The organism is Rhodopseudomonas sp. RCAM05734 (assembly GCF_052658035.1).
The window spans coordinates 6,265,541-6,289,280 of the sequence record NZ_CP199742.1; the positions used below are offsets into that span (position 1 = coordinate 6,265,541).

General features: G+C 65.1%; 23 protein-coding genes and 1 pseudogene. 16 read left to right on the forward strand and 8 right to left on the reverse strand.

The annotated features are described in order from the left end of the window. Positions 1-71 precede the first annotated feature (71 nt). Positions 72-1,073: an NAD(P)H-dependent flavin oxidoreductase gene (locus tag ACUXVA_RS29610; protein ID WP_445489814.1), complete on the reverse strand. Its 1,002-nt coding sequence runs from the start codon at positions 1,071-1,073 to the stop codon at positions 72-74. A gap of 68 nt (positions 1,074-1,141) precedes the next feature. Here ACUXVA_RS29610 and ACUXVA_RS29615 point away from each other — a divergent pair, with 68 nt between their 5' ends. The 7 genes from ACUXVA_RS29615 (at position 1,142) to ACUXVA_RS29645 (ending at position 8,630) form a co-directional block, all read left to right on the forward strand. Continuing rightward, a complete protein-coding gene (locus tag ACUXVA_RS29615) occupies positions 1,142-2,704 on the forward strand; it encodes an AMP-binding protein (RefSeq protein WP_445489816.1) in 1,563 nt (520 codons plus the stop codon). Positions 2,705-2,964: 260 nt separating this feature from the next. Then, positions 2,965-3,660: a winged helix-turn-helix transcriptional regulator gene (locus ACUXVA_RS29620; RefSeq protein WP_320109718.1), complete on the forward strand. Its 696-nt coding sequence runs from the start codon at positions 2,965-2,967 to the stop codon at positions 3,658-3,660. Beyond that, positions 3,602-4,888 carry an MATE family efflux transporter gene (locus ACUXVA_RS29625; RefSeq protein ID WP_445493369.1) on the forward strand — a complete coding sequence of 429 codons (1,287 nt, stop codon included), beginning with the start codon at positions 3,602-3,604 and terminating at the stop codon, positions 4,886-4,888. Before ACUXVA_RS29620 ends, ACUXVA_RS29625 begins: the two co-directional genes overlap by 59 nt. 120 nt (positions 4,889-5,008) lie before the next feature. Next, positions 5,009-6,394 carry an MFS transporter gene (locus ACUXVA_RS29630; protein WP_445489819.1) on the forward strand — a complete coding sequence of 462 codons (1,386 nt, stop codon included), beginning with the start codon at positions 5,009-5,011 and terminating at the stop codon, positions 6,392-6,394. Between the two features lie 185 nt (positions 6,395-6,579). Beyond that, complete coding sequence (gene glgA / locus ACUXVA_RS29635) at positions 6,580-8,001, forward strand: glycogen synthase GlgA (protein WP_265082350.1); 1,422 nt, start codon at positions 6,580-6,582, stop codon at positions 7,999-8,001. Positions 8,002-8,151: 150 nt separating this feature from the next. Next, positions 8,152-8,325: a hypothetical protein gene (locus ACUXVA_RS29640; protein ID WP_265082349.1), complete on the forward strand. Its 174-nt coding sequence runs from the start codon at positions 8,152-8,154 to the stop codon at positions 8,323-8,325. Between the two features lie 26 nt (positions 8,326-8,351). Further along, positions 8,352-8,630, forward strand: coding sequence for a DUF1488 domain-containing protein (locus ACUXVA_RS29645; protein ID WP_265082348.1), 279 nt, complete (start codon positions 8,352-8,354; stop codon positions 8,628-8,630). Between the two features lie 72 nt (positions 8,631-8,702). On the opposite strand, the gene ACUXVA_RS29650 is transcribed toward ACUXVA_RS29645, so the two are convergent. The 4 genes from ACUXVA_RS29650 to ACUXVA_RS29665 all read right to left on the reverse strand — a co-directional run bounded on the left by ACUXVA_RS29650 (position 8,703) and on the right by ACUXVA_RS29665 (position 12,623). Then, positions 8,703-9,086 (reverse strand): RidA family protein, encoded by a 384-nt coding sequence (locus tag ACUXVA_RS29650; RefSeq protein WP_265082347.1) that lies wholly within the window; start codon positions 9,084-9,086, stop codon positions 8,703-8,705. A 122-nt stretch (positions 9,087-9,208) separates the two neighbouring features. Then, positions 9,209-9,727 (reverse strand): heme utilization cystosolic carrier protein HutX, encoded by a 519-nt coding sequence (gene hutX, locus ACUXVA_RS29655; protein ID WP_265082346.1) that lies wholly within the window; start codon positions 9,725-9,727, stop codon positions 9,209-9,211. A gap of 134 nt (positions 9,728-9,861) precedes the next feature. Then, complete coding sequence (locus ACUXVA_RS29660) at positions 9,862-10,197, reverse strand: antibiotic biosynthesis monooxygenase family protein (RefSeq protein ID WP_265082345.1); 336 nt, start codon at positions 10,195-10,197, stop codon at positions 9,862-9,864. Between the two features lie 95 nt (positions 10,198-10,292). After that, a complete protein-coding gene (locus ACUXVA_RS29665; protein ID WP_445489823.1) occupies positions 10,293-12,623 on the reverse strand; it encodes a TonB-dependent hemoglobin/transferrin/lactoferrin family receptor in 2,331 nt (776 codons plus the stop codon). A 262-nt stretch (positions 12,624-12,885) separates the two neighbouring features. On the opposite strand from ACUXVA_RS29665, the gene ACUXVA_RS29670 reads away from it, so the two are divergent. From ACUXVA_RS29670 to ACUXVA_RS29700, 7 genes and pseudogenes are all read left to right on the forward strand, one after another. Continuing rightward, on the forward strand, positions 12,886-13,092 hold the full coding sequence (locus ACUXVA_RS29670; protein WP_265082343.1) for a hemin uptake protein HemP: 207 nt from the start codon (positions 12,886-12,888) through the stop codon (positions 13,090-13,092). A 7-nt stretch (positions 13,093-13,099) separates the two neighbouring features. Beyond that, on the forward strand, positions 13,100-14,065 hold the full coding sequence (locus ACUXVA_RS29675; protein WP_445489826.1) for a heme/hemin ABC transporter substrate-binding protein: 966 nt from the start codon (positions 13,100-13,102) through the stop codon (positions 14,063-14,065). Position 14,066: 1 nt separating this feature from the next. Then, positions 14,067-15,164, forward strand: coding sequence for a FecCD family ABC transporter permease (locus ACUXVA_RS29680; RefSeq protein ID WP_265082341.1), 1,098 nt, complete (start codon positions 14,067-14,069; stop codon positions 15,162-15,164). Next, positions 15,161-15,973 (forward strand): heme ABC transporter ATP-binding protein, encoded by an 813-nt coding sequence (locus ACUXVA_RS29685; RefSeq protein ID WP_265082340.1) that lies wholly within the window; start codon positions 15,161-15,163, stop codon positions 15,971-15,973. Before ACUXVA_RS29680 ends, ACUXVA_RS29685 begins: the two co-directional genes overlap by 4 nt. Before the next feature lie 75 nt (positions 15,974-16,048). Then, the gene (locus ACUXVA_RS29690) at positions 16,049-16,411 is read left to right on the forward strand and encodes a response regulator (RefSeq protein ID WP_265082339.1); all 363 of its coding nucleotides are present in this window, start codon (positions 16,049-16,051) and stop codon (positions 16,409-16,411) included. A gap of 79 nt (positions 16,412-16,490) precedes the next feature. Further along, positions 16,491-17,779, forward strand: a pseudogene (locus ACUXVA_RS29695) (amidohydrolase family protein). Between the two features lie 143 nt (positions 17,780-17,922). Then, positions 17,923-18,789 (forward strand): IclR family transcriptional regulator, encoded by an 867-nt coding sequence (locus ACUXVA_RS29700; protein ID WP_265082338.1) that lies wholly within the window; start codon positions 17,923-17,925, stop codon positions 18,787-18,789. A 15-nt stretch (positions 18,790-18,804) separates the two neighbouring features. Here the strand turns inward: ACUXVA_RS29700 and ACUXVA_RS29705 are convergent, their stop codons facing one another. Beyond that, positions 18,805-20,151 (reverse strand): hypothetical protein, encoded by a 1,347-nt coding sequence (locus tag ACUXVA_RS29705; RefSeq protein ID WP_445489830.1) that lies wholly within the window; start codon positions 20,149-20,151, stop codon positions 18,805-18,807. Between the two features lie 22 nt (positions 20,152-20,173). Here ACUXVA_RS29705 and ACUXVA_RS29710 point away from each other — a divergent pair, with 22 nt between their 5' ends. Then, the gene (locus tag ACUXVA_RS29710; protein WP_445489832.1) at positions 20,174-21,439 is read left to right on the forward strand and encodes a glycosyltransferase family 4 protein; all 1,266 of its coding nucleotides are present in this window, start codon (positions 20,174-20,176) and stop codon (positions 21,437-21,439) included. On the opposite strand, the gene ACUXVA_RS29715 is transcribed toward ACUXVA_RS29710, so the two are convergent. Together ACUXVA_RS29715 and ACUXVA_RS29720 are read right to left on the reverse strand one after the other, a co-directional pair. Further along, entirely contained in the window at positions 21,373-22,521 is a 1,149-nt protein-coding gene (locus ACUXVA_RS29715; protein ID WP_445489834.1) for a glycosyltransferase, read from the reverse strand. The two genes, ACUXVA_RS29710 and ACUXVA_RS29715, sit on opposite strands and share 67 nt — an antisense overlap. Continuing rightward, positions 22,514-23,536 (reverse strand): polysaccharide deacetylase family protein, encoded by a 1,023-nt coding sequence (locus ACUXVA_RS29720; protein WP_265082334.1) that lies wholly within the window; start codon positions 23,534-23,536, stop codon positions 22,514-22,516. The genes ACUXVA_RS29715 and ACUXVA_RS29720 overlap by 8 nt, the downstream gene beginning before the upstream one ends. Here ACUXVA_RS29720 and ACUXVA_RS29725 point away from each other — a divergent pair. Beyond that, positions 23,469-23,729: a hypothetical protein gene (locus ACUXVA_RS29725; RefSeq protein WP_265083934.1), complete on the forward strand. Its 261-nt coding sequence runs from the start codon at positions 23,469-23,471 to the stop codon at positions 23,727-23,729. The genes ACUXVA_RS29720 and ACUXVA_RS29725 overlap by 68 nt on opposite strands. Positions 23,730-23,740: the final 11 nt, after the last annotated feature.

The window sequence follows — 23,740 nt, forward strand, 5'->3', positions numbered from 1 at the left end:
TCTCCTGAAAACCTTTGGCTGGGTCCGCCGTGAGCAGGCTGTAGCATAACGCGATGAACGGCAGGCAACAATCAGCCGCGATACTCAATGGCTGTGTGGCCGACCAGTTCCGCGACCGACACGATTGAGTTCACGCCCGACGTGGACTGGCCCGCACTCCAGATGTCGCGCCAGCGCGCCGGACGGCCGTCGCGGGCGCCGACGTCGATATCCTCCGCGATGTCGATGGCGCCGCGCGCCGGCAGCGCCTCGGGATCGAGGCCGGCTGCGACGATGGATGGCCGCAGCATGTTGGTCTGCAATCCGGTAAACGCCGTGGTCAGCAAGATATCGTCGGCGCTGCTGACGACCAGCATCTCCTTGTAGCGAGTGTCCGCCATGCTCTCGTGGGTGGCGATGAACCTGGTGCCCATGTAAGCGAGATCGCAACCCAGTGCCTGCGCCGCACGCAGCGCGTGTCCGTCGCAGATGCCACCGGCCAGCACCACTGGCCCGTCGAAGAACTGTCGGACAGCGCGGACGAATACGAACGGGTTGAGCCAGCCGGTCTGGCCCCCTGCCCCCGCGGTCAGCAGCACCAGTCCGTCGGCGCCGGCTACGACCGCGCGCTCGGCATGGCGAATGCTGGCGACATCGGCGAACACCAATGCCCCGACGTCGTGGAGCTGCGCAAGCACCGGCGCAGGCGAACCCACCGAGGTGATCACCAGTTCGGGCGCGTGGCGCAGCACCACCGCGAGGTCGTCGGCGAGACGGAGGTTGGAGCGGTGTACGATTAGGTTGGGGCACACCGGCGCCGCAGCCTGCCCCGTCGCGTCGGCATGCGAGCGCAGACGCTCGCTGATTTCGCCGAGCCAGCCATCGAGTTGTTCCGCCGTACGGCAATTGGCTGATGGAAACGAGCCGATCACGCCGTTGCTGCAGGCGGCCACCACCAACTCGACGCCGGAGACCAGAAACATCGGCGCGGCGATCAGCGGCAGGCTGAGGCGATCGCGAAAGCGCGCCAGGCGATCGGGAGCTTGCAAGATGTTTCCTCGCTTGCCGCGGGTTTGTGTTTCCCCGCGACGCATTCGTTGTTAGCCTTTGCGCAAATATTGGCACGAACGAAGGCCAATGCAAAACCAGCGGGGAGGATCACATGGGCGATTGGCTCAATACATTTCCGACGGTCGGCAGCCAGACCTTGCGGGCGCTGGCGCGCTATCCCGAGCGCATTGCCTTCAGCTGGCCGGGCGGATCGATCAGCTATCGCGGCACCGCCGACCTGATCGGACAATTTCAGAAGGTGTTTATGAGCCTCGGCGCGCAGCCCGGCACCCGCGTGGCGCTGCTCACTGCCAACCGCGCTGACACCTGGTGCGCCGGCGTCGCCGCACAGCCGTCGCGCTTCGCCATCTCCTGGCTGCATCCGCTCGGCTCGCTGCAGGACCAGATCGACCAGATCGAGGATGCCGGCTCGGAGATCCTGGTGATCGATGCCGACACCTTCCTGCTGCGCGGCGGCGAGTTGGCGGCACGCGCGCAGGGCCTGCGCCATGTCTTCACGCTGGGCCGCGCCGACTACGGCATCGACCTGCTGCTAGCGGCCGACGCCGCCGGCAGCGCCACGCCCCGGGACTTCGCCGGGCCCGACGACGACGCGGTGCTGAACTACACCGGCGGCACTACCGGCAAATCCAAGGGCGCGCTGCGCCAGCACCGCCAGGTCGCAGGCTTTGCCAGCGCCATCCTCGCCGACTTCGAGATTCCCGACACGCCGCGCTATCTGACCGTCGCACCGATCAGCCATGTCGCCGGCACCAAGGTGCTGCCGGCGCTGATCCGCGGCGGAACGGTGCACATGCTCAAAGGCTTCGATCCCGAGGCCGTATTCAGAACGATCGAGCGCGAGCGCATCAATTTTACGCTGTTCGTGCCTACCATGATCTACATGCTGCTCGACCATCCGGCCTTACCGAAGACTGACCTCACGTCGCTCGAACTGTTGCTGTATGGCGCGTCGCCGATGTCGCCGAGCCGGCTGCTGGAAGGCATGGAGCGGATCGGGCCGGTGTTCTCCCAGCTTTACGGCCAGACCGAATGCTATCCGGTGTCGGTGCTGCGCAAGACCGATCACGACGCCAGCCGGCCGGATCTGTTCCTGTCCTGCGGCTTTCCGATCTCGGCTTGCGATGTCAGGATTCTCGACGACGACGATCAGGAAGTCGCCCCCGGCGAGGCCGGCGAGATCTGCGTCCGTGCACCGCACGTCATGGCGGAATACTGGCAACGGCCGGAGCAGACCGCCGAGACCCTCAAGAACGGCTGGCTGCATACCGGCGACATCGCCCGCGCCGACGAGCGCGGCTACATGTTCATCCTCGACCGCAAGAAGGACATGATCGTGTCCGGCGGCTTCAACATCTTTCCGCGCGAGGTCGAAGATGTGCTGACCCAGCACCCGGATGTGGCGATGTGCGCGGTGGTGGGCGTGCCCGACGACAAATGGGGCGAGGCGGTCACCGCCATCATCGTCGCCCGCGATGGGGCGCGCCCCTCGGCAGAGGAACTGATCAACCTGGTGAAGACCCGCAAGGGCTCGGCGCACGCGCCCAAGCACATCAAGTTCGTCAGCGAACTGCCGCTCACCGGCGTCGGCAAGATCGACAAGAAGTCGCTCCGTGCCAGCTTCTGGGTCGGCCGCGAACGCATGGTGGGATAGCCCGCACGACCGCTTCGCAACGCATCGCCGCCGCACACTTAGCCGTCATCTCAGCCGAAACGCAATTGCGTTTCGGCTGGAGGCGCTCGCCGACTTCGGCGAGCCGCGAAGGATGGCCGCCCGCCGTCGCCCTTCGAGGCTCGCAAGGGCTCGCTCCTCAGGGTGACGGCTCAGACAACGAAAACCCTCTCCACGACACCGAACGGCCGCTCTCCAATCTGTGACTTGCATGATGATAGTCACACGACCATAATGAATGGATGCAGCGCAAGAACTTTGGAAACATGGAATGCCCGGTCGCCCGCAGCCTTGAGCGCGTCGGCGAATGGTGGAGCATCCTGATCCTGCGCGACGCCATTTATGGAATGACACGGTTCGACCAGTTTCAGAAGAACCTCAATATTGCGCCCAACATGCTGACCCGCCGGCTCAATGCCCTGGTGGACGCCGGGTTGCTGGAGCGACGGCGCTATTGCGAGCATCCGCCGCGCGACGAATACATCCTGACCCCGCGCGGCCGCGATTTCCGCCCGGTGCTGCTGTCGCTGCAGGCTTGGGGCAACCGGCATTTCGCGCCGGAGGGCGCCAGCGTGCAGTTGGTCGACAGCGCGACCGGCCTGCCCGCCGACCCGATCCTGGTGGACCGCAATACCGGCAAGCCGATCACCGACGCCACCCATCGCAACGCCGCCGGCCCCGCAGCGGGACCGCAGGTGCAGAAGCGGCTCGGCCGCAAGTCCACCGCACCCCCCAGGACACGCCCCGATGAAGCTCGATCCGCCCCAGGCCATCGTCGCCGCAGCTGCCACGCACGAAATGAATCCGCGCACCAAGATACTCCTGCATGCGCCGATCGTGCCGACGCTGCTGCGCATGGCGTGGCCGAACCTGCTGGTGATGCTGGCGCAGGCCTCCACCGGACTGATCGAGACCTGGTGGGTATCGAAGCTCGGTAGCGATGCGCTGACCGGCATGGCCGTGGTGTTTCCTGGCTTCATGATGATGCAGATGCTGTCCGCCGGTGCCATGGGCGGCGGCATCTCCTCGGCCATCGCCCGCGCGCTCGGCGCCCGCCGCCACCACGACGCCGAGGCGCTGGTCATGCATGCGGTAGGCATCAACGTCATCATCGGCCTGGTCGGCGCCGCGATCTTCCTGATCTGGGGCCGGCCGCTGTACCACGCCATGGGGGCCGACGGCGCGGCGCTGGACGCCGCCATGCAATATTCCAACGTCGTGTTCGGCGGCAGCGTGCTGGTCTGGCTGATGAATGCGCTGGCCAGCATCATCCGCGGCACCGGCAACATGCTGGTGCCGTCGCTGGCCGTGTGCGTCGGCGTGGTCTTGCTGGTGCCGTTGTCACCCCTGCTGATCTTCGGCTACGGCCCGGTTCCCGCGCTGGGCATCGCCGGCGGCGGCTGGGCGGTGGTGGTGACCACCGCCATCGTCACCGCCGTGCTCGCCGGCTACATCCTGTCCGGCCGCTGCATGGTACAATTCAAGCCGGCGCGGCCGCGCTGGGATCTGTCGGCGGACATTTTGCGCGTCGGCGCCATCGCCGCGGTGGTGTCGCTGCAGACCAGCCTGACGGTGCTGTTGACCACCGGCCTGGTCGGTGCGGCCGGCGGCGGCGACGCCGTGGCCGGCTATGGTACCGGTGCCCGGCTGGAATATCTGATGATCCCGCTGGCGTTCGGCTTTGGCGGCCCGCTGGTGGCGCTGGTCGGCACCAATATCGGCGCCGGTCAGAACGACCGGGCCCTGCGCGGCGCGCTGATCGGCGGCGCCATGGTGTTCGTCATCACCGAAACCGTGGGCCTCGTCGCGGCAATCTGGCCGGCGGCCTGGCTCGGCCTGTTCGGCAACGACCCGCAGATGATCGCCACCGGGAGCACCTATCTGCGCATCGTCGGCCCGGCCTATGGCTTCTTCGGCCTCGGCCTGTCGCTGTATTTTGCCTCGCAGGGCGCCGGCCGGATGATCTGGCCGCTGGTGGCGGGCCTGGCGCGCCTGGTCATCTCCATCGGTGGCGGCTGGCTGGTGCTGCGGCTGACGGGGTCGCTGACCTGGCTGTTCGTCGCGCTCACCGTGGCGCTGGTAATCTATGGCAGCACCATCGCCATCGCGGTGGCCTCCGGCAGCCTGGTTCAGGCCGCGGCTCCCGCGCCCCTGACCCCGAGCTGACCGTTGCAGCCGGACGCGCATATGCCATATGCAGATCGCCGTCTGCAGGATCGCGGCTTTCCGTACTAGATAGCGCGCTCTGGCGATCGTTCCGGCCGCCGCTTCAGGAACCTATCCCTCATGGCTCAAGGAATTGCGGCGCCGTTGCCGACCGACGGACTGCCGCCGGAGCAGCGCCGCTGGGCCGCCGCCGCGATCTTCACCGCGATCTCAATGGCGTCGCTCGACACTGCGATTGCCAACATCGCGCTGCCCGCCATCGCCAGCAACCTCAGCGCCACTCCCGCCGACGTGATCTGGGTAGTCAACGTCTACCAGATCGCCATGGTGGCGACGTTGCTGCCGCTGGCCGCGCTGGGGGAAATCATCGGCCACCAGCGCGTCTATCTGGCCGGGCTGCTGCTGTTCACCATCGCCTCGGTCGCCTGCGCGCTGGCATGGTCGCTGCCCACTCTGCTGATCGCCCGGGTCCTGCAGGGCCTGGGCGGCGCCGGCATCATGAGCGTCAACACGGCGCTGATCCGCTTCGTCTATCCGCAACGCATGCTGGGCCGCGGCTTCGGCCATAACGCCCTCGTGGTCGCCACCTCCTTCACCCTCGGGCCGACCATCGCTTCCGGCATCCTGTCGGTGGCGACCTGGCCGTGGCTGTTCGCCGTCAACCTGCCGTTCGGGGTGATCGCCATGCTGATCGGCATGAAGACGCTGCCGAAAACCATGCGGGCCAGCCACACCTTCGACTTTCCGGGCGCCGTGCTGGCGGCCGGCTGCCTCGGCCTGCTGATCCTCGGCATCGGCAGTGCGGCACATCACGCCACCACAGGCATCGTGGTCGGCGAGATCGTCGCCGGACTGCTGTTCGGCTGGCTGTTGCTGCGCAGGCAGGCCGGCCATCCCGCCCCCATGCTGCCCATCGACCTGTTCCGCCTTCCTGTCTTCGCCCTGTCGGCAGCCACCGCCATCTGTTCCTTTGCGGTCCAGGGCCTCGCCTTCGTGTCGCTGCCCTTCTATTTCGAGGAGATCCTGCACCGCTCGCAGGTCGAGACCGGCTTCTTCATGACCCCGTGGCCGCTGGTGGTGGCGATCATGGCGCCGATCGCCGGCCGGCTGTCCGATCGCTACTCCGCCGGCCTTCTCTGCGGCCTCGGCCTGGCCATGCTCGGCATCGGCATGGTGCTGCTGGCCACGCTGCCGCCGGAACCCAGCGTCGCCAACATCGTCTGGCGGACGGTCCTGTGCGGCGCCGGGTTTGGATTTTTCCAGACCCCGAACATGAAGGCATTGATGTCCAGCGCGCCGCCAGGCCGCAGCGGCGGCGCCAGCGGCATCGTCGCCACCGCCCGGCTCACCGGCCAGACCACGGGCGCGGCGTTGGCTGCCTTTTGTTTTGGCCTCATTGGCCACGAGGGCGCCACACTGGCATTGGCACTGGGTGCTGGCTTTGCCGCCGTCGGCTGCGTGATGAGCCTGCTGCGCGTCGCGGTAAAGTCGACACCCCTGGGGTGATCGTAAAAGAATCTCACGCTAGTGTGGGAATTTCGCAATAGCGTATTAAGTCACGTGCTATACTGCACTGCAGAGAGACTTATCGCACTGCCAACTAACAAACTTGGTTCCGTGAGTTCCAAAGCCGAGGAAACGCTGGACCGGGATTTGCATAGTAGCAGGTGCTGCTGGCACGAGGGCACGTCTTGAGGGTTCTGTTCGTCACTCCTGAGATTGACGACTTCATTCGGGTGGGAGGCCTCGCGGCTGTTTCTGCCGCCCTGCCAAGGGCTTTACGGCTGTGGACCGATGTCCGCGTCATCCTGCCCGGCTACCGCGCCGTGGTCGCCCAGTTCGAAAGCATCGAGGTGGTCGGCGAATGCCCTGCGCTGGCGGAGATGCCCGCCTGCCAGCTCGGCCTGGCGGCGACCAAGGACGGGATGCCCGTCTATATCTTGCTCTGCCCGCAGCTCTACGACCGCACCGGCAATCCTTATGGGGACGCCGGCGGCCAGGACTGGCCAGACAACGATATCCGCTTTGGCCGCTTCGCCTCGGCTGCCGCGCTGCTGGCGGCCGGCAAGCTCGACCCGAACTGGTCGGCGGATCTGGTGCACGCCAATGACTGGCCATCGGCGCTGGTGCCGGCCTATCTGGCCTGGAACCAGATCAAGATCCCGACCATCCTGACCATTCACAACCTCGCTTATCAGGGCCTGTTTCCCAAGGAGACGCTGCGTCGCATCGGCGCACCGGCGGACTCCTTCCACATCGATGGCCTCGAATTCTACGACAAGCTGTCGTTCCTCAAGGGCGGCCTGATCTATTCATCGCACCTCACGACCGTGAGCGAGACCTACGCCCGCGAGATCACCACGCCAGAGCTGGGCTGCGGGCTGGAAGGCCTCTTGCGCAAGCGCTCCAACGCCGCGCAGCTCACCGGCATCCTCAACGGCATTGACGAGAGCTGGGACCCCCGGGTCTGCGCCGAGCTGATGCGCCCGTTCGGCGCCGGCGACTGGGAGGCCAAACGCGCCAATGCCGACGGCGTCCGCCAGCAATTCGGGCTCGCGCTGTCGCGCGGGCCTATTTTCGGTCTGGTCGCCCGCCTGGTGCACCAGAAGGGCGTCGACCTCGTGCTGTCCGCCGCCGATGCCATCGTCTCCGCCGGCGGCCAGATCGTCGTGACCGGCACCGGCGAACCCGAGATCGAGCGCGCGCTGATGGATGCGCATCGCCGACGGCCCGATGCCATCGGCGTGGCCATCGGCTTCAACGACCGCGAAGCCCGTCGCATCTTCGCCGGCAGCGATTTCACGCTGATGCCGTCCCGCTTCGAGCCCTGCGGCCTGAGCCAGATGTATGCCCAGCGCTTCGGCTCCTTGCCGATCGGTCACCAGACCGGCGGCCTCGCCGAAACCATCGTCGATGGTGAGACCGGCTTCCTGTTCACCAAGCCGTCCACGGAATCCCTGCTCGGTGGCATCCTGCGCGCCTTCGCCACCTTCGGCTCCAAGGACCGGCTGAACTCGATGCGCCGCAGCGCCATGTCGAAATCCTTCAGCTGGACCATCTCGGCGGCCAGCTACAGCGCGCTGTATCGCAAGACGATGACCGCCGGCGCCTGACGTCGGAGACCACCCTTTCGCGCGTTGCCGATAGGGCAAGACCGCAGCCGGACGCGACGTCGGCGTGCGATTCCCGACAGATGTTTCCGATTGGCCATGGCTATTCGCCCTGAAAGGGCGCACCCTGACATTCAACCTCAGGGAAAATTCATGGAAATCCTCACGTCGCGGCATGTTCAGGCCGCAGAGTCGCTTCGTCTCGGTGTCGAATCCGGCTGGTATATCACCAAGATCAGCGGCACGTTCGTCACGGGTCCGATCGCGACCGAAGCCGCCTGCGCGACCAAGCTCACCGAGCTCAATCCGCCGGCCAAGCGCAAGTAGTGACTGCCGCTGAAGGAGCACGGATCATGGCGCTGACGGACGCTGGCTTCACCGAATACGATATCGACCGCTCGGTCGTGCTGTTCACGATGATGGACAACACGACCAGCGTGCCCTGCGCCATCAGCACCGACGCAATGGACCAGATCGAGGGCGTGAAACGCACGGCCGCAAGCCAGCGCGAGCAGCAATTCCTGCGCTTGCGCGACAGGATCGGCGAATGCGCCTCGCGCAAATTCATCGCAGTCGAACTCGAAGGCCGGCCGCCAGGCATTATTCTGCGGGCGATCGACTTTCGTGGGTAGAACAGGTTGTCATTTCGGGTTCGCGGTCCAGCGGCTTCGCCGCTGTCTCGCGCCCCGGACTGACAGCTTCGATCAGCCTTCGCTGATGGCGATCGCCTCGATCTCGACCAGCGCATCCTTCGGCAGCCGTGCGACCTCGACGGTCGAGCGCGCCGGGGGATTTTCCGGGAAATAGGTCGCGTAGACCGCGTTCATCGCGGCGAAATCGTTCATGTCCTTCAGGAACACGGTGGTCTTCACCGCCGATGCCAGGCTGGCGCCGCCGGCCTCGAGCACGGCCGCGACATTCTTCAGGGACAGGTGAGTCTGTTCTTCGATTGTCGCGGGCAGTACGCCTGCCAGATCCATCGGCAGCTGTCCGGCACAGAACACCAGGTTGCCTGTGCGCACGGCCTGCGAATAGGGCCCGGCAGCCGCCGGCGCCTTGGACGTCGCGATAATGATCTTCTTGGTCATGACCCATCCTTCACTCGGATGGTCCATTGCCGCCGTCCGATCGGCGGCACCATAGGAGAAATCATCCCTTCGTCAATTGCCGCAGCGGGCAAGACACCGCGGCTTTTCGGGGCGACGGAACGTCAGGCGACCGCGACGCCGCAGATCGTGGCCGACAACTCCCTGAACCGCTCCAACTGGTCCGGCCTGAGCGCCCTGCTCTCGTCACGGCCGACGAACACCTTGAACATCACCCCGCCATCGACATTGAGGAAGGCGACGAAGGCCGATGCCTTGCCCATGAACGGCCGCTCGACGAAGGCGATGCCGGCGCAGCGCTCATGGCGCAAATGGCCGTGCAGGCCGGTGGGATGGCTCAGATTGAAGTAGCCGCGGCCGACTGCGCCAGGCGCGACGGGATCGGTGACCTCGAAAATCCCGTCGCCGGTATGGACGATCAGGGTCACGATACCCCAGGTGGCGATGTCCTGCATCGCCGTCACGAAGGCGTCGGCGCCGCCGCCGATCCTCACCATCTCCGCCGGCAAGGCCTCGATCACGGCGCGCGCCGTGACCTTGCGGTCACGCGCCACGTCCTCGATCACCGCACCCGGGTTCTCGCGCATGTAGGTGGAGAGATCATCGAGCATGGCGGCGGTCATGATTAGGTCCTCAAGGTCTGCAACAGCGTGTAGCCCGGATGAAGTTGGCCCGCGCGCAGCGCGGGACGACGCAATCCGGGACAGTTTTCGTCGTCGGTGGGTCGGCCCCGGAATGGCATCCGGGCTACAGACCTTTAAGCCGCGGCGCTGGTCTTGCGTTCGGACTGGATCACTTCAAAACCCTCGAACTTCGGATGGCCGAGATACAGGCTCTCGCCAGTCTTGTTGTCGGCGCGGGCATGCGCCTTGCGGAATTGCTCGGACTTGGTCCAGGCCTCGAAATCCGCCTTGCTGGCCCAGGTGGTGTGCGACGAGTACAGCGTGTGATCCTCGGCGACGGGCCCCTTCAGCAGATGAAATTCAACGAAGCCCGGCAGTTCGCCGAGATAGGACTCACGCGTCGCCCAGACGGTTTCGAACGCCTGTTCGGAGCCGGTTTTAACCTGGAAGCGGTTCATGGCGATGAACATGGAATATCTCCTTCTGATTGCTGGCAGTCATCATACTGAAAATCGCGCCCGAACATGAGCGCGATTTTCTCACACGTGGTTGTTCCGTGACGCGATCATGCGCCGCCGAAATGGATCTTCAGGCCGCCCTTGTAGACGATGCCAGGGCCCGCACTGGTCCACAGCGCATCGTTCTGGGTCGTGCCATCCACCGAATTGCCGGGAATGGCATAGGGGCGATAATACTGGTTGAGCAAGTTATCGACCGAGAAGTTCAGCGTGATGTCCTGGGTCGGCTGGTAAGCCACGTAAAGGTTGACCAGGTCATATGCTGTAGAGGGCTGGTAGCCGACGGGAATGTCGGTATTGGCGGCCACCGAAGCCCATTGCGCTGAGATGGTCAGCTTGCGATCCAGCAATCGGACGCCGCCCGACGTGGTGACCTTGCGCGGCTGGATGGTGGCCAGACCGACATTGGTCTGGGTGTTCTTGCCACGCTGCACGGTGGCGCCGACGCCGACGAACCACAGGCCGGCATCGTAAGCGGTTTCCGCCTCGAAGCCTTCGATCCTGGCATTGGCGATGTTCTGGTACTGGTAGTTGCGGCTGAACGGACCGAAGTTGGTGCGCTCCGGCGCCGAGGCAACCAGATCGATGTAATCGTCGACATCGTTGCGGAAGAAGTTGAACTTGGCGCGGACGCTGTCACCAGTCGTAAAAATGTCGTTGTACTTCAGGTTCACGCCGATTTCCTTGTTCTTGCCGACCTCGGCCCGCAGGTTGGGGTTCGGCAGGAAGCAGAACAGGCCGGCGGTGCCGTCGGCGCAGGTGAAGAACGCCGGGCCGCCGCCCGTCGCATGGGCGCCGGCAATCAGGGTTTCGGTGATCGACGGAGCGCGATAGCCTTCGGCATAGCTGACATAGGGCGTGAAGCCCGTCACCGGGGTGACGCCGACCGTTATCTTTGGCGACAACCGGTCACCGCTGGACGAGGTACTGCCGCCGGTCAGGCCGGCAGAATTCAGCTCGTAGTGATCATAGCGCAGCGCGCTGATGACTTCGAGCCAGGTGGAGTAGTTGTTTTTCGGCTGAACGAAGCCGCCTGACACGGTGCGCTCGCCGCTCGGTGTGGTGATGTTGGAGTTGCCGCGCGAATCGAAGGTCGTGACCTTGTCGTTAAAGGCGTCGAAGCCGTAGGTTACAGCGTTGCGCCAGTCGCCGAAATTGAACCGCGAGGTATTGTTGACGTCGATGCCGATGGTGTCGAGCAAATAGCTGCGCCTGTCGCCGACGCAGCCCGAGATATTGTTGCCGAAATTTCCGGCGCCGCACAGCGCAGCGCCCGAGGTCGAATAGTGGTAGGTCTTGGTCTGGTCGTTATCGACGCGGTTGCCATACAGCGACACGTTGAAGTCGAACAGCATGTCGTCCGGCCGCGAATACTTCCAGCTCACGGTGCCCGTGTAGTTCTTGGCGGTGGACCCATAGACCGACGAGCCCTGGTTGAGCGCAGCCAGCGCCGTGGTGTTGGTGGGGCCGCGGTTCATCTGGCCGACCGTATACTGATAGTCCTGGAACACGCCGCCGAACTTGACCTCGTGGCCGTCGGCGGGCCGCACGGTTACCTTCATCAATCCGGCAGCGATGTCGTTACCGGTGTTGCCGATCTCCGTGCCGGCACCATCAGTGTAGTTGCCCTGGCTGCGGTACACCGCGCCGCCGAACACATCGACCGTCGGATCCACGCGCACACCGCCGAACACCGAGCCGAGCCCGCGATTGTTGTTGGAGCCGTAGGATCCGCTCATGTCGACGCCCCATCGCTCATTGGGCCGCAACACGTCCTGGATGTCCTTGGTGCGGAACGAGGCGACGCCGCCGATTGCGCCGGAGCCGTAAACGTTGGCGGTAGGGCCACGCGTCACGTCCACGCCGCCGACCAGTTCGGGGTCGAGAAAGAACGAGCCGTTGGCGTTGTGCCCCGATCGCTGATAATTCTGGCGGGCGCCGTCGACCAGCACTGCCACGCGACCGAAGTCCTGCAGACCGCGAATGTTGATGGCGGTGGAAGCATCGTCTCCGCGATCCTGCATCCAGACGCCGGGCATGTTGTAGAACAGGTCGCTGAGCCGCTTCGGCTGCTGCAGTTGGATCTGCTCCAGCGTCACGACGCTCACCGGGGCCAGCGCATCGATAGCGCGTTCCTGCGTCTTCGATGCCGATACGGTGATTTCATCCAGCGATTGACTGTTGCCTGCAACCTGCGCGCGGGCATCGCGAAGCTGTTGGACAGCGGCAGGCGCCGCCTGCGCAGCGCGCTTCTTCTTGGCAGGTTTCGGCCTCTGCGGCTGGACTGCCCCATGCGGTGGCTCCTGTGCCAAGCCTGGCTGCGACACCAGCAACCCCAATGAAACGATCGACGCACCCAGCAACAAGCCGCGCGTCATCCTGGCCCCGAAAACCATCCTAATTCCCCCAGCGCAAAGTTCAACAGGCATGGCTGGCTGGCGCTGCGGAAACGCAGGGGCTTGCTGGCTTTCGAAAAGACATCCGACGGCATTTGCCATCGTACTGCCATTTTCAATTACGTAGAGGGAACAAACCGGTCAAGCAATCGCGCGGCTGTTTATATCAATTGTAGATTGCCTCGCTTGGCGAAGCCGGCCAATAAAAACTATAAGTCGGAGGCACAAAGGATAGTTCGACCGAATGACGACAGCCCCTCGCGACGAAACCCACGACGGCCCCCAAGCTCCGGCGGCGACCAGCGGCGCCGAACGCCACATTTCCGTACAGGCCAACCGGATCGATAGCGGCGACCTGTTCGAGACCGGCCGTGAAATCACGATTGCTCATGGCCACGAGACCTATCGTCTGCGGCTGACGTCGCAGAACAAGCTCATCCTCACCAAGTGATGCCCTCATGACATCCCGCCGCAGCCGCTTCCGCCTGATGACGCTGCTCACCGCGGCGACCTGCCTGATGTCGATCGCGTCCGCCAGCGCCGAAGACGTCATCGTGCACGATGCGCGCGGCCACGATGTGACCATTGGCCATCCGACCCGCATCGTCGCCGTCGGTGGCGCCCTCACCGAGATCCTCTATGCGCTGGGGGTCGAGGATCGCATCGTCGCTATCGACAGCACCAGCCTCTACCCGCCGCAGGCGATGGCCGACAAGCCCAATGTCGGCTACATGCGCCAGCTCTCCGCCGAGGGCATCCTCGGACTGCACCCGCAACTCGTGCTGGCGATCGCCGGCTCCGGGCCGAAGGAGACCATCGACGTCATCGATGCCGCCAAGGTACCGCTGATCGTCGTCCCCGAAACGTTCAGCGAAGACGGCATGCTGCAGAAGATCCGCATGGTGGCGCGCGTCGCCGGCGTCGAGGCGCGGGGCGAATGCCTTGCCGACGCGGTCGCGCAGGATCTCGGCTGGCTGCGCCGGTTGCGCGCCAAGGTGACGACGCCGCCACGCGTGATGTTCGTGATGTCGCTGCTCGACGGCCGCGCCATGGCGGCCGGGCGGCATACGGCCGCCAACGAGATCATCACGCTTGCCGGCGGCGTCAATGCGATCGACGACTTCGACGGCTACAAGATCATCAATGAAGAGGCGATCGTCGCGGCGCGCCCGGACCATGTGCTGGCGATGGAGCGCGGCAAGGAACAGCTCAAGGCCGAAGCGGTGTTCGCCAATCCGGCCTTCGCCCTAACACCGGCGGCGCGCGCCAGAAGCTTCGTCGCTATGGACGGCCTCTACCTGCTGGGATTCGGCCCGCGCACGGCCGCGGCGGCGCGCGATCTTGCCGCCAGGCTCGATCCGGCATTGGCGGCGGAGGCGGCCCGCTTCAAGCCGGCATCGCTGACCATCAATTGCCGCCAGTGACATGACAATGGCCGACGCCCAACGGATGGCTGCGGTGACGCTGGCCCGGCGCGCGCACCGGCCACGCGCGCTGCCGGTGCTCGGCGTGCTGCTGTTGGCGCTGCTGCTGGCGATGCTGCTCGCCGCAGCGATCGGCGCCGCCGGCATTCCGCTGGCGCGGCTGCCCGCCGCGCTCGGCCTTGTCAGCGCATCGCCCGGTGACGCCTTGGCGGCACGGGATCAACTGATCCTGTGGTCGATCCGGCTACCGCGGATCGCCATCGCGGCAATGATCGGTGGTCTGCTCGGCTCCGCCGGCACGATCATGCAGGGGCTGTTCCGCAATCCGCTGGCCGATCCGGCGCTGGTCGGCGTCTCCAGTGGCGGCGCTTTCGCTGCCGCTGCCGCCATCGTCGTCAGCGACGGCCGTTTCGCCAGCCACCTTGCGGTGCTGCAACCGGTGCTGTTGCCCATGGCTGCCTTCATCGGGTCACTCGCGACGACGATCGTGTTGTACCGCATCGCCAGCCGCAGCGGACGGACCTCGATCGCCATCTTCCTGCTCGCGGGCCTTGCCATCGCCGCCATCGCCAATGCCGGCATCGGCCTCCTGGTGTTCGTCGCCGACGACCGCCAGTTGCGCGACATCACCTTCTGGCTTCTCGGTTCGCTCAGCGGCGCCACCTGGACCAAGGCAGCCACGCTGGCGCCGATCATGGCCGTCGCGCTGGTGGCGATGACATTCATCCATCGCGGCCTCGACATCCTGATCCTCGGCGAATCCGAAGCCTTTCATTCCGGCGTCGATGTCGAACGGCTGAAACGGATCTGCATCGTGCTGGTCTCCGCAATGACCGGCGCCGCAGTGTCGGTGTGCGGCGTGGTCGGCTTCGTCGGAATCGTGGTGCCGCATCTGTTGCGGCTGGTGATTGGCCCCGGCCATCGCCTGCTGCTGCCGGCCTCGGTCGGGCTCGGCGCGACCCTGATGATCGGCGCGGATACCATGGCCCGCAGCATCGTCGCGCCGGCGGAGATGCCGATCGGCATTCTCACCGCCGCGGTGGGCGCGCCGATATTCCTGCTGATCCTGCTGCGCCAGCGCGGGCTGGTCGGGCTGTGAGCGCCGCGCTCGAGACATCGCAACTGTCGATGGCCGTCGGCCGTGCCACATTGCTCGACCGCGTCGATCTGTGCATCCGCGGCGGCGAGACGCTGGCCATCGTCGGTCCCAACGGCGCCGGCAAATCGACCTTGCTGCGCCTGCTGTCGGCGGATCTGGTGCCCAACGCCGGCGCCGTCCGGCTGCAAGGCCGCGCACTCTCCTCTTACGCGCCTGCCGAACTGGCGTTGCGGCGCGCGATGCTGTCGCAACACGTCACGGTGAGCTTTCCCTTCACGGTGCGCGAAATCGTCGCCATGGGCTGCAGCAACAGGCCGGGTGCAGCGGTGCAGGCGCTGGTGGATGCGGCCATCGACGAGGTCGGGCTGGACGCGCTGCGCAACCGCGAACTGCCGACCCTGTCGGGCGGCGAACAGCAGCGCGCCCATCTCGCCCGGGTGCTGGTGCAACTGGCCTGCGGCGAGCGCGTCCATGGACCGGGCATCCTGCTGCTCGACGAGCCCACATCGAGCCTCGACCTGCGCCACCAGATTGCGCTGGTCGAGATCGCGCGACGCCGCGCGCGCAACGGCACGGCGGTCGTGGCCGTGCTGCACGATCTCAATCTCGCCGTGCGATTCGCCAACCGCATCCTCGTGCTCCACGGCGGCAAGGTGGCGGCTGAAGGCACCCCCGTTGAGACGATCAGCAGCGCAATCGTCAGGCGCGCCTTTGAAATCGACGTTACCGTAGAGCGCACCACAGAGGGGCTACCGTTTGTATTGCCGCAGAGCATGCGGCAGGTTTCCTCGCCAGGCGCCCATTTTTAAGTGCGGAACCTGACTTTTTTTCTGAACCGCTGAAGTGCTCGGGCATTGCCTCCGTGAACAACCACGGAGAAAACCATGGGTCATCATCGCGGTACCGCGCTTGTCGTCGAGAACGATGAAATGCAGCGCATGCTTGTCAGCGTGCTGCTGGAAGAGAGCGAGATGGAGGTCATCCAGTGTGAAAGCGGCGAGGCAGCAATGCTGGTGCTTGCCTCCGCAGGTGACAGCGTCTCGCTGGTGTTCACCGACGTGGAACTCGCCGGACTCATGGATGGCATCGAACTGGCGCATGTCGCGCACACGCAATTTCCTGATGTGCGCATCGTGGTCACGTCCGGGGCGCCACGCGCCCGCGAACTGCCCGACGGCACCACCTTCATGGCCAAGCCGTGGAGCCCGATCGACCTGCTGCGCGAGGCCGAGAAGTCGATACACTGACAACACCGGCGACTTGCAATGATGCTGTGCTGCGGCGATAGTTCCGCACACTGCTTCTTGCAACGGTCTGGTATCGCGCATGACATTCGATCTTCTGATCCGCCACGCCAACCTCCCCGACGGCCGGACGGATCAGGACATTGCCATCGGTGGCGGTCGCATCCTGGCCGTGCAGCCGGCCATCGTCGGCGGCGCCACACGCGTGATCGACGCCGCCGGCTACCTGGTGTCTCCCCCGTTCATCGACGTCCACTTTCACATGGACGCAACATTGTCGCTAGGCCTGCCCCGGCTGAACGTCTCCGGCACCTTGCTGGAAGGCATTGCGCTGTGGGGCGAGTTGAAGCCGCTGCTCACCTATGAGGCTCTGGTCGAACGCGCGCTACGCTATTGCGACCTTGCGGTTACCCAAGGCCTGCTCGCCGTGCGCAGCCATGTCGACATCTGCGACGACAGCCTGCTCGCCGTCGATGCGCTGCTCGACGTCAAGCGCCAGGTCGCACCGTATCTCGATCTCGAACTTGTGGCGTTTCCGCAGGATGGCTATTTCCGTTCGCCGACCGCGGCGGCCAATCTCGCCCGCGCCCTCGACAAGGGCGTATCCGTGGTCGGGGGCATCCCGCATTTCGAACGCACGATGGCCGACGGCGCCGCCTCGGTGAAGGCGCTGTGCGAGATTGCAGCAAAGCGAGGCCTGCGCGTCGACATGCATTGCGATGAAAGCGACGACCCGCTGTCGCGGCATATCGAGGCGTTGGCCTATGAGACGCAGCGGCTCGGCCTGCACGGCCGCGTCGCCGGCTCGCACCTGACCTCAATGCATTCGATGGACAATTACTACGTCTCGAAGTTGCTGCCATTGATGGCCGAAGGGGGGTTGCTGCGATTGCCAATCCGCTGATCAACATCGTGCTGCAGGGCCGCCACGACTCCTATCCGAAGCGCCGCGGCATGACGCGGGTGCCGGAGATGCGGCCCATGGGCATCAACGTCGCGTTCGGCCAGGATTGCTGCATGGATCCGTGGTATTCCCTGGGCTCCGCCGACATGCTGGAGGTCGCCCATATGGGACTGCACGTGGCGCAGATGACCAGCCGCGAGGCGATGCGTTACTGCTTCGAGACCATCACCACCAATCCGGCGAAGATCATGGGCATCGAAGGCTACGGCCTCGATGTCGGCTGTAACGGCGATCTGGTGCTGCTGCAGGCCCGCGATCCCATCGAGGCGATCCGCCTCAAGGCCACGCGCCTCGCCGTGGTCCGCCGCGGCCGCGTCATAGCAGAAACGCCGGCCCGGATCGGCCGTCTGGCCCTCGACGGGCGCCCCTCCGGCGTTGATCCCGCCGCTTACGCGCCGCCGGCATAGTCCGGGTATCGGACTGCACCGGCGTCACAAAAATCGGGCATCTCGTTCATTGCGCGTTAACGCAAGGCAGACAGCCGGCGATCCCTGGCGGCTTCTCAATTGCTGGGAATGCCGTCTTGGACTAGAAGCATGACGAGATATCAGTGCCCGACGGCATGGAGGACAGTCCCGTGGGGATCACCGGCGACCCGGATTCGACCGAGGACTTGGTGCCAACCATACGAACGGCTCCGAAGGCCGGGCGCCGGGCTCGGCCCGCTGCAGCCGCAGACGGCAGTTCACGAAAGATCCTGCGCGCATTGCTGGCATTCTCCGTCGAAAGACCCCGACATTCCGCGGAAAGCCTCGCCGAACAGATCGGCCTGCCACTGTCGTCGACCTATCGCTATCTGGCCATCCTGCGCGAGGCCGAACTGATCGATGAAGACGGACGCGGATCCTTCGTGCTGGCGCCGCGCGTGATCGGCCTCGCGCAGGCGGCGCGCGCAGGCACCGACCTCGCGTCAGTGGCTCGCCCGCACATGAAACGATTATCGCAGGAGACCGGTGAGACCGTGATCCTGGTGCGCCGGTCCGGCGACCGCGCCGTCTGCATCGAGCGGGTCGAGTCGTCGTCGCGCATTCGTCTGACCTTCGACGTCGGCACAGCCCTGCCGCTGCATCGCGGCGCGGCGCCCAAATTACTGCTCGCGCATCTGTCGCCAGCCGAACGCGATACGGTGCTGGATGAAGTGGTTTCCCGCGATCCCGGTTTCGGTCCGCACCGCAAGGCGCTGGTGAACGAGCTCGCGGTGATCCGGGAACGCGGGTGGTCGGAGTCGCATGCCGAGATCAGCTCGCATGTCTATGCGGTGGCGGATGGCATCAAGGATGCGAACGGCATCGTGGCTGCGCTGTCCATTGTCGCCCCGGCGTTTCGGACGCCACGCGCGGCACAGATCAAATTGCGCGGCCATCTGGAGGCCGCGACGCGTGACGTCACCAAAGCCTATATCGCAGTGACGTTCTGATGCGCAGTCGAAAAACTATCGACGCGGCTTCGGCAGGCGCAGCATGTAAGTCTCGTTGCCGGCGAGGCCGCTGATCACCGCCTTGCCGGCGCTGACGCGGATATCGCGGCGCTTGCCGTCCCAGCCCCAGAGTTCGGCGCGCTCGGCCCATTCGGGCAGTTGCACCTCCCATACCGTGCCTGGCGTCTCGGTCCATCCCGGCAGGTCCTGCCAGACCATGAGTTGCGCGCTGTCGTTTTCGAGCGTGAACCGACCGGCACGGACGTCCAGTGCGGTGAACGTCATGTCACCGGCGAGAGCAAGGACCGTGCGCAACGTCTTGGCACGTGAATCCGGCTTCCACGGGGCTTCCGAAGCCGCCATCGCATAGCCGGGCCCTTCGAACCTGCCAGTGTCGCCCAGATTCCACGGCAACGCCAGCACTGTCGCCGACCGTTTCCCGTCGGAACCGACAACACCCACCTCGTCCCAGAACGCGGTCAGGAACAGGCGCGCGGCAAGATTCGGATCTTCCCATGCGCCATCGCGCGAAACATTGAATTCGGTCGCGTAGAAATTGATATCACGCTTCAGCGCCATCGCCGCCTTGACGCGATCGAAGCACGTCTGCGCGGAGAATTCGCGGCCCCGGGTCAGCGGGTACCACTTCGCGTTGTAATAGGTGTGCAGATCGATGCCATCGAGGCGCCCGTCCTCAAGCAGGCCGGCGATCGCCGGACCATAGCCACGCAGCGTCGCATCGGCAGCCGAATTGCAGGTTGCGAAGCCCCCCGGCACCACGCGCAACGTGGCATCGATGCTGTGCACGCCGTCGGCGAAGCCGGCCAGCGCATCCCGGTAGTCATCACGCGGAATATTGGCCAGCACGTCCGGCTCGTTGATCGCGGTAAACACCGTCGCACCCCATCCGTATATACCGTTTTCACGGGCCCATTCACCATTCGGACGAAAACGTCGCGAAAGAACCTGTCCGGCGGCGAACCAGTCGTCGTACGATCCGATCGGTTGCGGCCGCTCCAGGAATTGGTAGCTGCCATCATATTCGAGCAGAATAATCGGGGTGATGCCGTGTCGGTGGGCTTCACGCATCGCGGCATCGAAATTGCGAGGAGTCGGCTTGCGATCGAGATCCCGCCAGCCATATGAGTTCACCCGTCCAAGCTTGGCGCCGACGCCGCGGAGCGCCTGGTACATTTGCGCCGTCGGAGCACCGGTCAAATGTGTCACGATGTTTCCGCCCCCGACGCGATCACGCAGCGTTGAATTCTGCGCGGTTGCGTCGACTGCGAAAGCCTGCGAGCCCATCAAAAGCGCGGCGAGAACAATTGCGACGGCGACCGGATTTTCTCGAAGCTGAGACATTTTCCCTCTTAGGCTACGGACCATGACATTCGAGATCGTCCAAATTGTGCAGGAGTTGAGTACGGTCGGCGGCGTCGAAACCGTAGCCTTCGAATTGGCGCGCGCTTTCGGCCGTGCCAAGATCCCGAATACCGTGCTGGCCAGCGCAGTGGACGGTCCGGTCGCCAGCGGCACCACCATCGAGCGGATCGCGCCCTGGTTGTCGCACATTCCCACCCGTGGCGTATTGCGACACCTCGGTCGCCTGTTCGTCGTACCTATCTTCACCATCCTGGCCACCCGCGCCATCGCCAGACATCCCAACGCGGTAGTCCTCAGCCATGGTGACAGCCTGAAGGGCGACGTGCTGGTGGTCCATGCCGTCAACGCCCAAAGCCTTGCCGAAAAGCGCAACGCCAACATCTGGTGGTGGTTGCTCAATCCCATGCATCTGTGGATCGGCCTGCGCGAGCGGTGGATGATCGGTGGCCTGCGCTACCGGATGTTCGTGGCTGTGTCGCCCCGCGTATCCACCGAACTGCAATCTCTCTATTCGGTGCCGCTGTCGCGCATCCGCATCATTCCCAACGGCATCGATATAGGCCGCTTCAGGCTGGACCCGGATGCCCGGCTGTCCATTCGCAGGGAGTTCGGCATTCCCGCCGACGCCAGGCTGCTGCTGTTCGCCGGACATGAATTTCGACGCAAGGGGCTGGCCCATGCGATCGGCGCGCTGGAGCGTCTCGGTTCCGATGTCTGGCTGCTTGTGGTCGGTTCGGACAACCCCGCTCCCTATCGCAAGCTCGCCCCCACCGCCGGCAGTCGCCTTGTGTTTGCCGGCCCACGGTGCGACATGCCGGCGCTGTATGCCGCAGCCGACGCGCTGTTGCTGCCCACCGCCTATGAGACCTTCTCGCTGGTCTGCATGGAGGCGATGGCCTGTTCGGTGCCGGTGTTCGCCACTCCGGTCGGCGGCATCGAGGACTATCTCGTCGACGGCGTGAATGGCTATCGGATTGCCAGGAATGCCGATGACATTGCCGGCAAGATCGGTCGCGCATTTTCCGACGCCGCGTTGATGGAGCGCATGCGCGACGGTGCGCGCGCCACATCGCTGAATTACGGCTGGGACCACATCGGCGCGCAGTACATCGAACTGCTGAAGCAGGTGCATGCTGCCAAACCAAATCCTGTCGCGACCGCGGTTGCGGTCGGCAGCCGAACCCAAGGCTGCCGGCGCCGCTATGACTGCCCCCTGCCGGCGGCGGCGAGGCAGGCCGACGCCAGGACATGCGATACCGCCTCGTAGGTGAACCGGGCCTCGACATTGTGCCGCGCCGCGGTCCCCCGAGCGCTACGCAGCGCGGGATCGTCGGCGACCTGTTCGAGCAGCTTCGCCAGTGCCCCGGGATCGCGCTCGGGCACGATCCAGCCGCCATCTCCGACCACGCTGGGAATGGCGCCGCATTCCGAGCCGATCACCGGAATGCCGCAGGCCTGCGCCTCGACGATGACCCGGCCGAATTGCTCGCGTACGGATTTGGTTGTCCGCGTGAGGAGTACCATGATGTCGAGGCTGCGCATGAATGACGCGACCTCGGCGGGCGTTCCCCAGCCCTGGAAGCTGACACGCTCGCCGAGGCCGAGTTCCGTCACGCGCTGCCGCAGCCGGTCCTCATGCGGGCCTTCCCCCATGATCGCCAACGAGACCGGGACCGCCGCGCGCGCCATCGCATCGAGCGCATCGTCGAGGCCCTTTTCCTCGATCAGCCGACCGACATAGCCGATGCGCAGGCCGGATCGCATGGATTCTGCAACCGGCATATCCGGTGCGGGGAAGAAGCTGGTCAGGTCGACGCCGTAGCCGATCGGAGTGACCGGACCGCGATAGCCGCGGGCGCGCACCACCGCCGTGGCGTCCGGACTGCGGGACAGCACGTGATCGGTATGCTGCAGCACCTGCTTGCGGATAGCCTCGAACGGCGGCGGCAGGCGCTTGAGGATGTTCTGGTCGACCTCCATCACCAGCGCGGCGCGCCCCTTCAGCACGCGCGCCTGCAGCGCCACGACGCTCCACGGCTCCTCCCACAGATGCACCACATCCGGATCGATTTCGCGGATCAGCCGGCGCAGGCCAGGATAGAAATGCAGATACCACCCCATCGGGCCGGCCCGCGGCAGCCGGATCGGTAGCACATGAATCTTCAGCGCGGGATCGTCGGACGGCGTACCGACGAAGCTGCGGCCAAACTCCTTCCAGACGGCGGGCACCACAAGATGGACGTCGACATCGTCGCGCGCCGCCAGCGAATGGTAGCGCAGGCGACCGCCTTCGCTACTCACCGCCGGATGGGCGATCGACAGAATTTTCAGACGAGCTTGTCTAGACACGCCCGGTCATCCGCGCCGCGGCGCCGGTCACGCCCGTCAGATGAAGCTCCATCGTCGCCAGACTGCGATGGCCGCCATTGATCGTGTTGCGCGGCAGCTCGAACGGTTGCTGTCCGCTGCGTACCAGCCCCTTGCGCGTCGTTGCCGCGCTGGCAAATCCGGCCCGGCGGGCGATGTCGAAATCGCGCGGCCCGCAATCAAAGGCGCGGCCATAGGGAAATGCAAAGTGTCGGGCCGCGACGCCGAGCCGCTCGATCAACCGTTCGCGGCTGCCCTGCAATTCGGCCAGCGCATCCGCTGGCGCCAGCGACGAAATCCGGGCGTGGCTGACGGTGTGTGCGCCGATCTCGACCAGCGGATCGTCGCGCAGCGCTTCCAGCATCTCCCAGGAAATCGCGTGCTTCCAGTGCATCGCCTCGATGTCGATATCGTTGCGTTTGCAGAACGTTGCATATTCTCCAGCGGCCTGCGGACCGTCCCATGCCGCCGCGATGCGGTGAAAGGCCGCCTGCTTGCGCTCCGGCGTGCTGACGTCGATATCACCGTCCTCCAGCGCCACCCGATCGTGCCGCAGCAGCACATCCTCGAGTCCGGCGGCCCACAGCGCCAGCGTTGCGTCGGGAATGCCGGTAGTAACAAACAGGGTCACCGGAACGCCATGGCGGCGAAACAGCGGGACCACCTCCTCGAACGTATCGCGGTAGCAGTCATCCACCGAGAAATTGACGAAACGGTCATTCGGCTTGCCGAGCTGGGCGCGACGCAGCGCCTCCTCCATCGTCACCACATCCCAGCCGCGCTCCGTCAGATATGAGAGGAAGGTGTCGAGAAAATCGAGATCGAGATAGAAATCGCGGTTCGGCAGGGTCTCCCAAACCTTTGAAGGCGCGGCACGATGAAACGTCATCAGGCAGCCACGCGTGCCGGTGAAAAGGTCGGCAGCCATCGTGATCGGCCGGACCAATGTCTCGGAGGCCGCCATCCGTTTCGCCATCGCTGACAATATCTGCTTCATTGACGAGCTTCCCGAGCCGAAACCGGCTGCCTATCCCGAATACAAACGATCAATTCAAACAACCCCGGCGAGCAGCATCCTATCACGCGCCGCCGCGTCGAGGCCGAGCGACAAAATGTCCGAAGCGCCGCATTCGGCAGATATCGACGAGAAGGTTAATCGCGACATTCGCATCACCGGCGCCAAATGGTGACGGCCACTCGA

Coding starts and splice junctions, on each gene's coding strand:
- ACUXVA_RS29670 (WP_265082343.1), top strand. CDS start 12,886: ATGACGACAGCCCCTCGCGACGAAACCCACGACGGCCCCCAAGCTCCG.
- ACUXVA_RS29680 (WP_265082341.1), top strand. CDS start 14,067: ATGACAATGGCCGACGCCCAACGGATGGCTGCGGTGACGCTGGCCCGG.
- ACUXVA_RS29645 (WP_265082348.1), top strand. CDS start 8,352: ATGGCGCTGACGGACGCTGGCTTCACCGAATACGATATCGACCGCTCG.
- ACUXVA_RS29660 (WP_265082345.1), bottom strand. CDS start 10,197: ATGTTCATCGCCATGAACCGCTTCCAGGTTAAAACCGGCTCCGAACAG.
- ACUXVA_RS29720 (WP_265082334.1), bottom strand. CDS start 23,536: ATGAAGCAGATATTGTCAGCGATGGCGAAACGGATGGCGGCCTCCGAG.
- ACUXVA_RS29625 (WP_445493369.1), top strand. CDS start 3,602: ATGCTGGCGCAGGCCTCCACCGGACTGATCGAGACCTGGTGGGTATCG.
- ACUXVA_RS29620 (WP_320109718.1), top strand. CDS start 2,965: ATGCAGCGCAAGAACTTTGGAAACATGGAATGCCCGGTCGCCCGCAGC.
- ACUXVA_RS29675 (WP_445489826.1), top strand. CDS start 13,100: ATGACATCCCGCCGCAGCCGCTTCCGCCTGATGACGCTGCTCACCGCG.
- ACUXVA_RS29690 (WP_265082339.1), top strand. CDS start 16,049: ATGGGTCATCATCGCGGTACCGCGCTTGTCGTCGAGAACGATGAAATG.
- ACUXVA_RS29710 (WP_445489832.1), top strand. CDS start 20,174: ATGACATTCGAGATCGTCCAAATTGTGCAGGAGTTGAGTACGGTCGGC.
- ACUXVA_RS29665 (WP_445489823.1), bottom strand. CDS start 12,623: ATGACGCGCGGCTTGTTGCTGGGTGCGTCGATCGTTTCATTGGGGTTG.
- ACUXVA_RS29640 (WP_265082349.1), top strand. CDS start 8,152: ATGGAAATCCTCACGTCGCGGCATGTTCAGGCCGCAGAGTCGCTTCGT.
- ACUXVA_RS29650 (WP_265082347.1), bottom strand. CDS start 9,086: ATGACCAAGAAGATCATTATCGCGACGTCCAAGGCGCCGGCGGCTGCC.
- ACUXVA_RS29705 (WP_445489830.1), bottom strand. CDS start 20,151: ATGTCTCAGCTTCGAGAAAATCCGGTCGCCGTCGCAATTGTTCTCGCC.
- ACUXVA_RS29615 (WP_445489816.1), top strand. CDS start 1,142: ATGGGCGATTGGCTCAATACATTTCCGACGGTCGGCAGCCAGACCTTG.
- ACUXVA_RS29630 (WP_445489819.1), top strand. CDS start 5,009: ATGGCTCAAGGAATTGCGGCGCCGTTGCCGACCGACGGACTGCCGCCG.
- ACUXVA_RS29610 (WP_445489814.1), bottom strand. CDS start 1,073: ATGCGTCGCGGGGAAACACAAACCCGCGGCAAGCGAGGAAACATCTTG.
- hutX (WP_265082346.1), bottom strand. CDS start 9,727: ATGACCGCCGCCATGCTCGATGATCTCTCCACCTACATGCGCGAGAAC.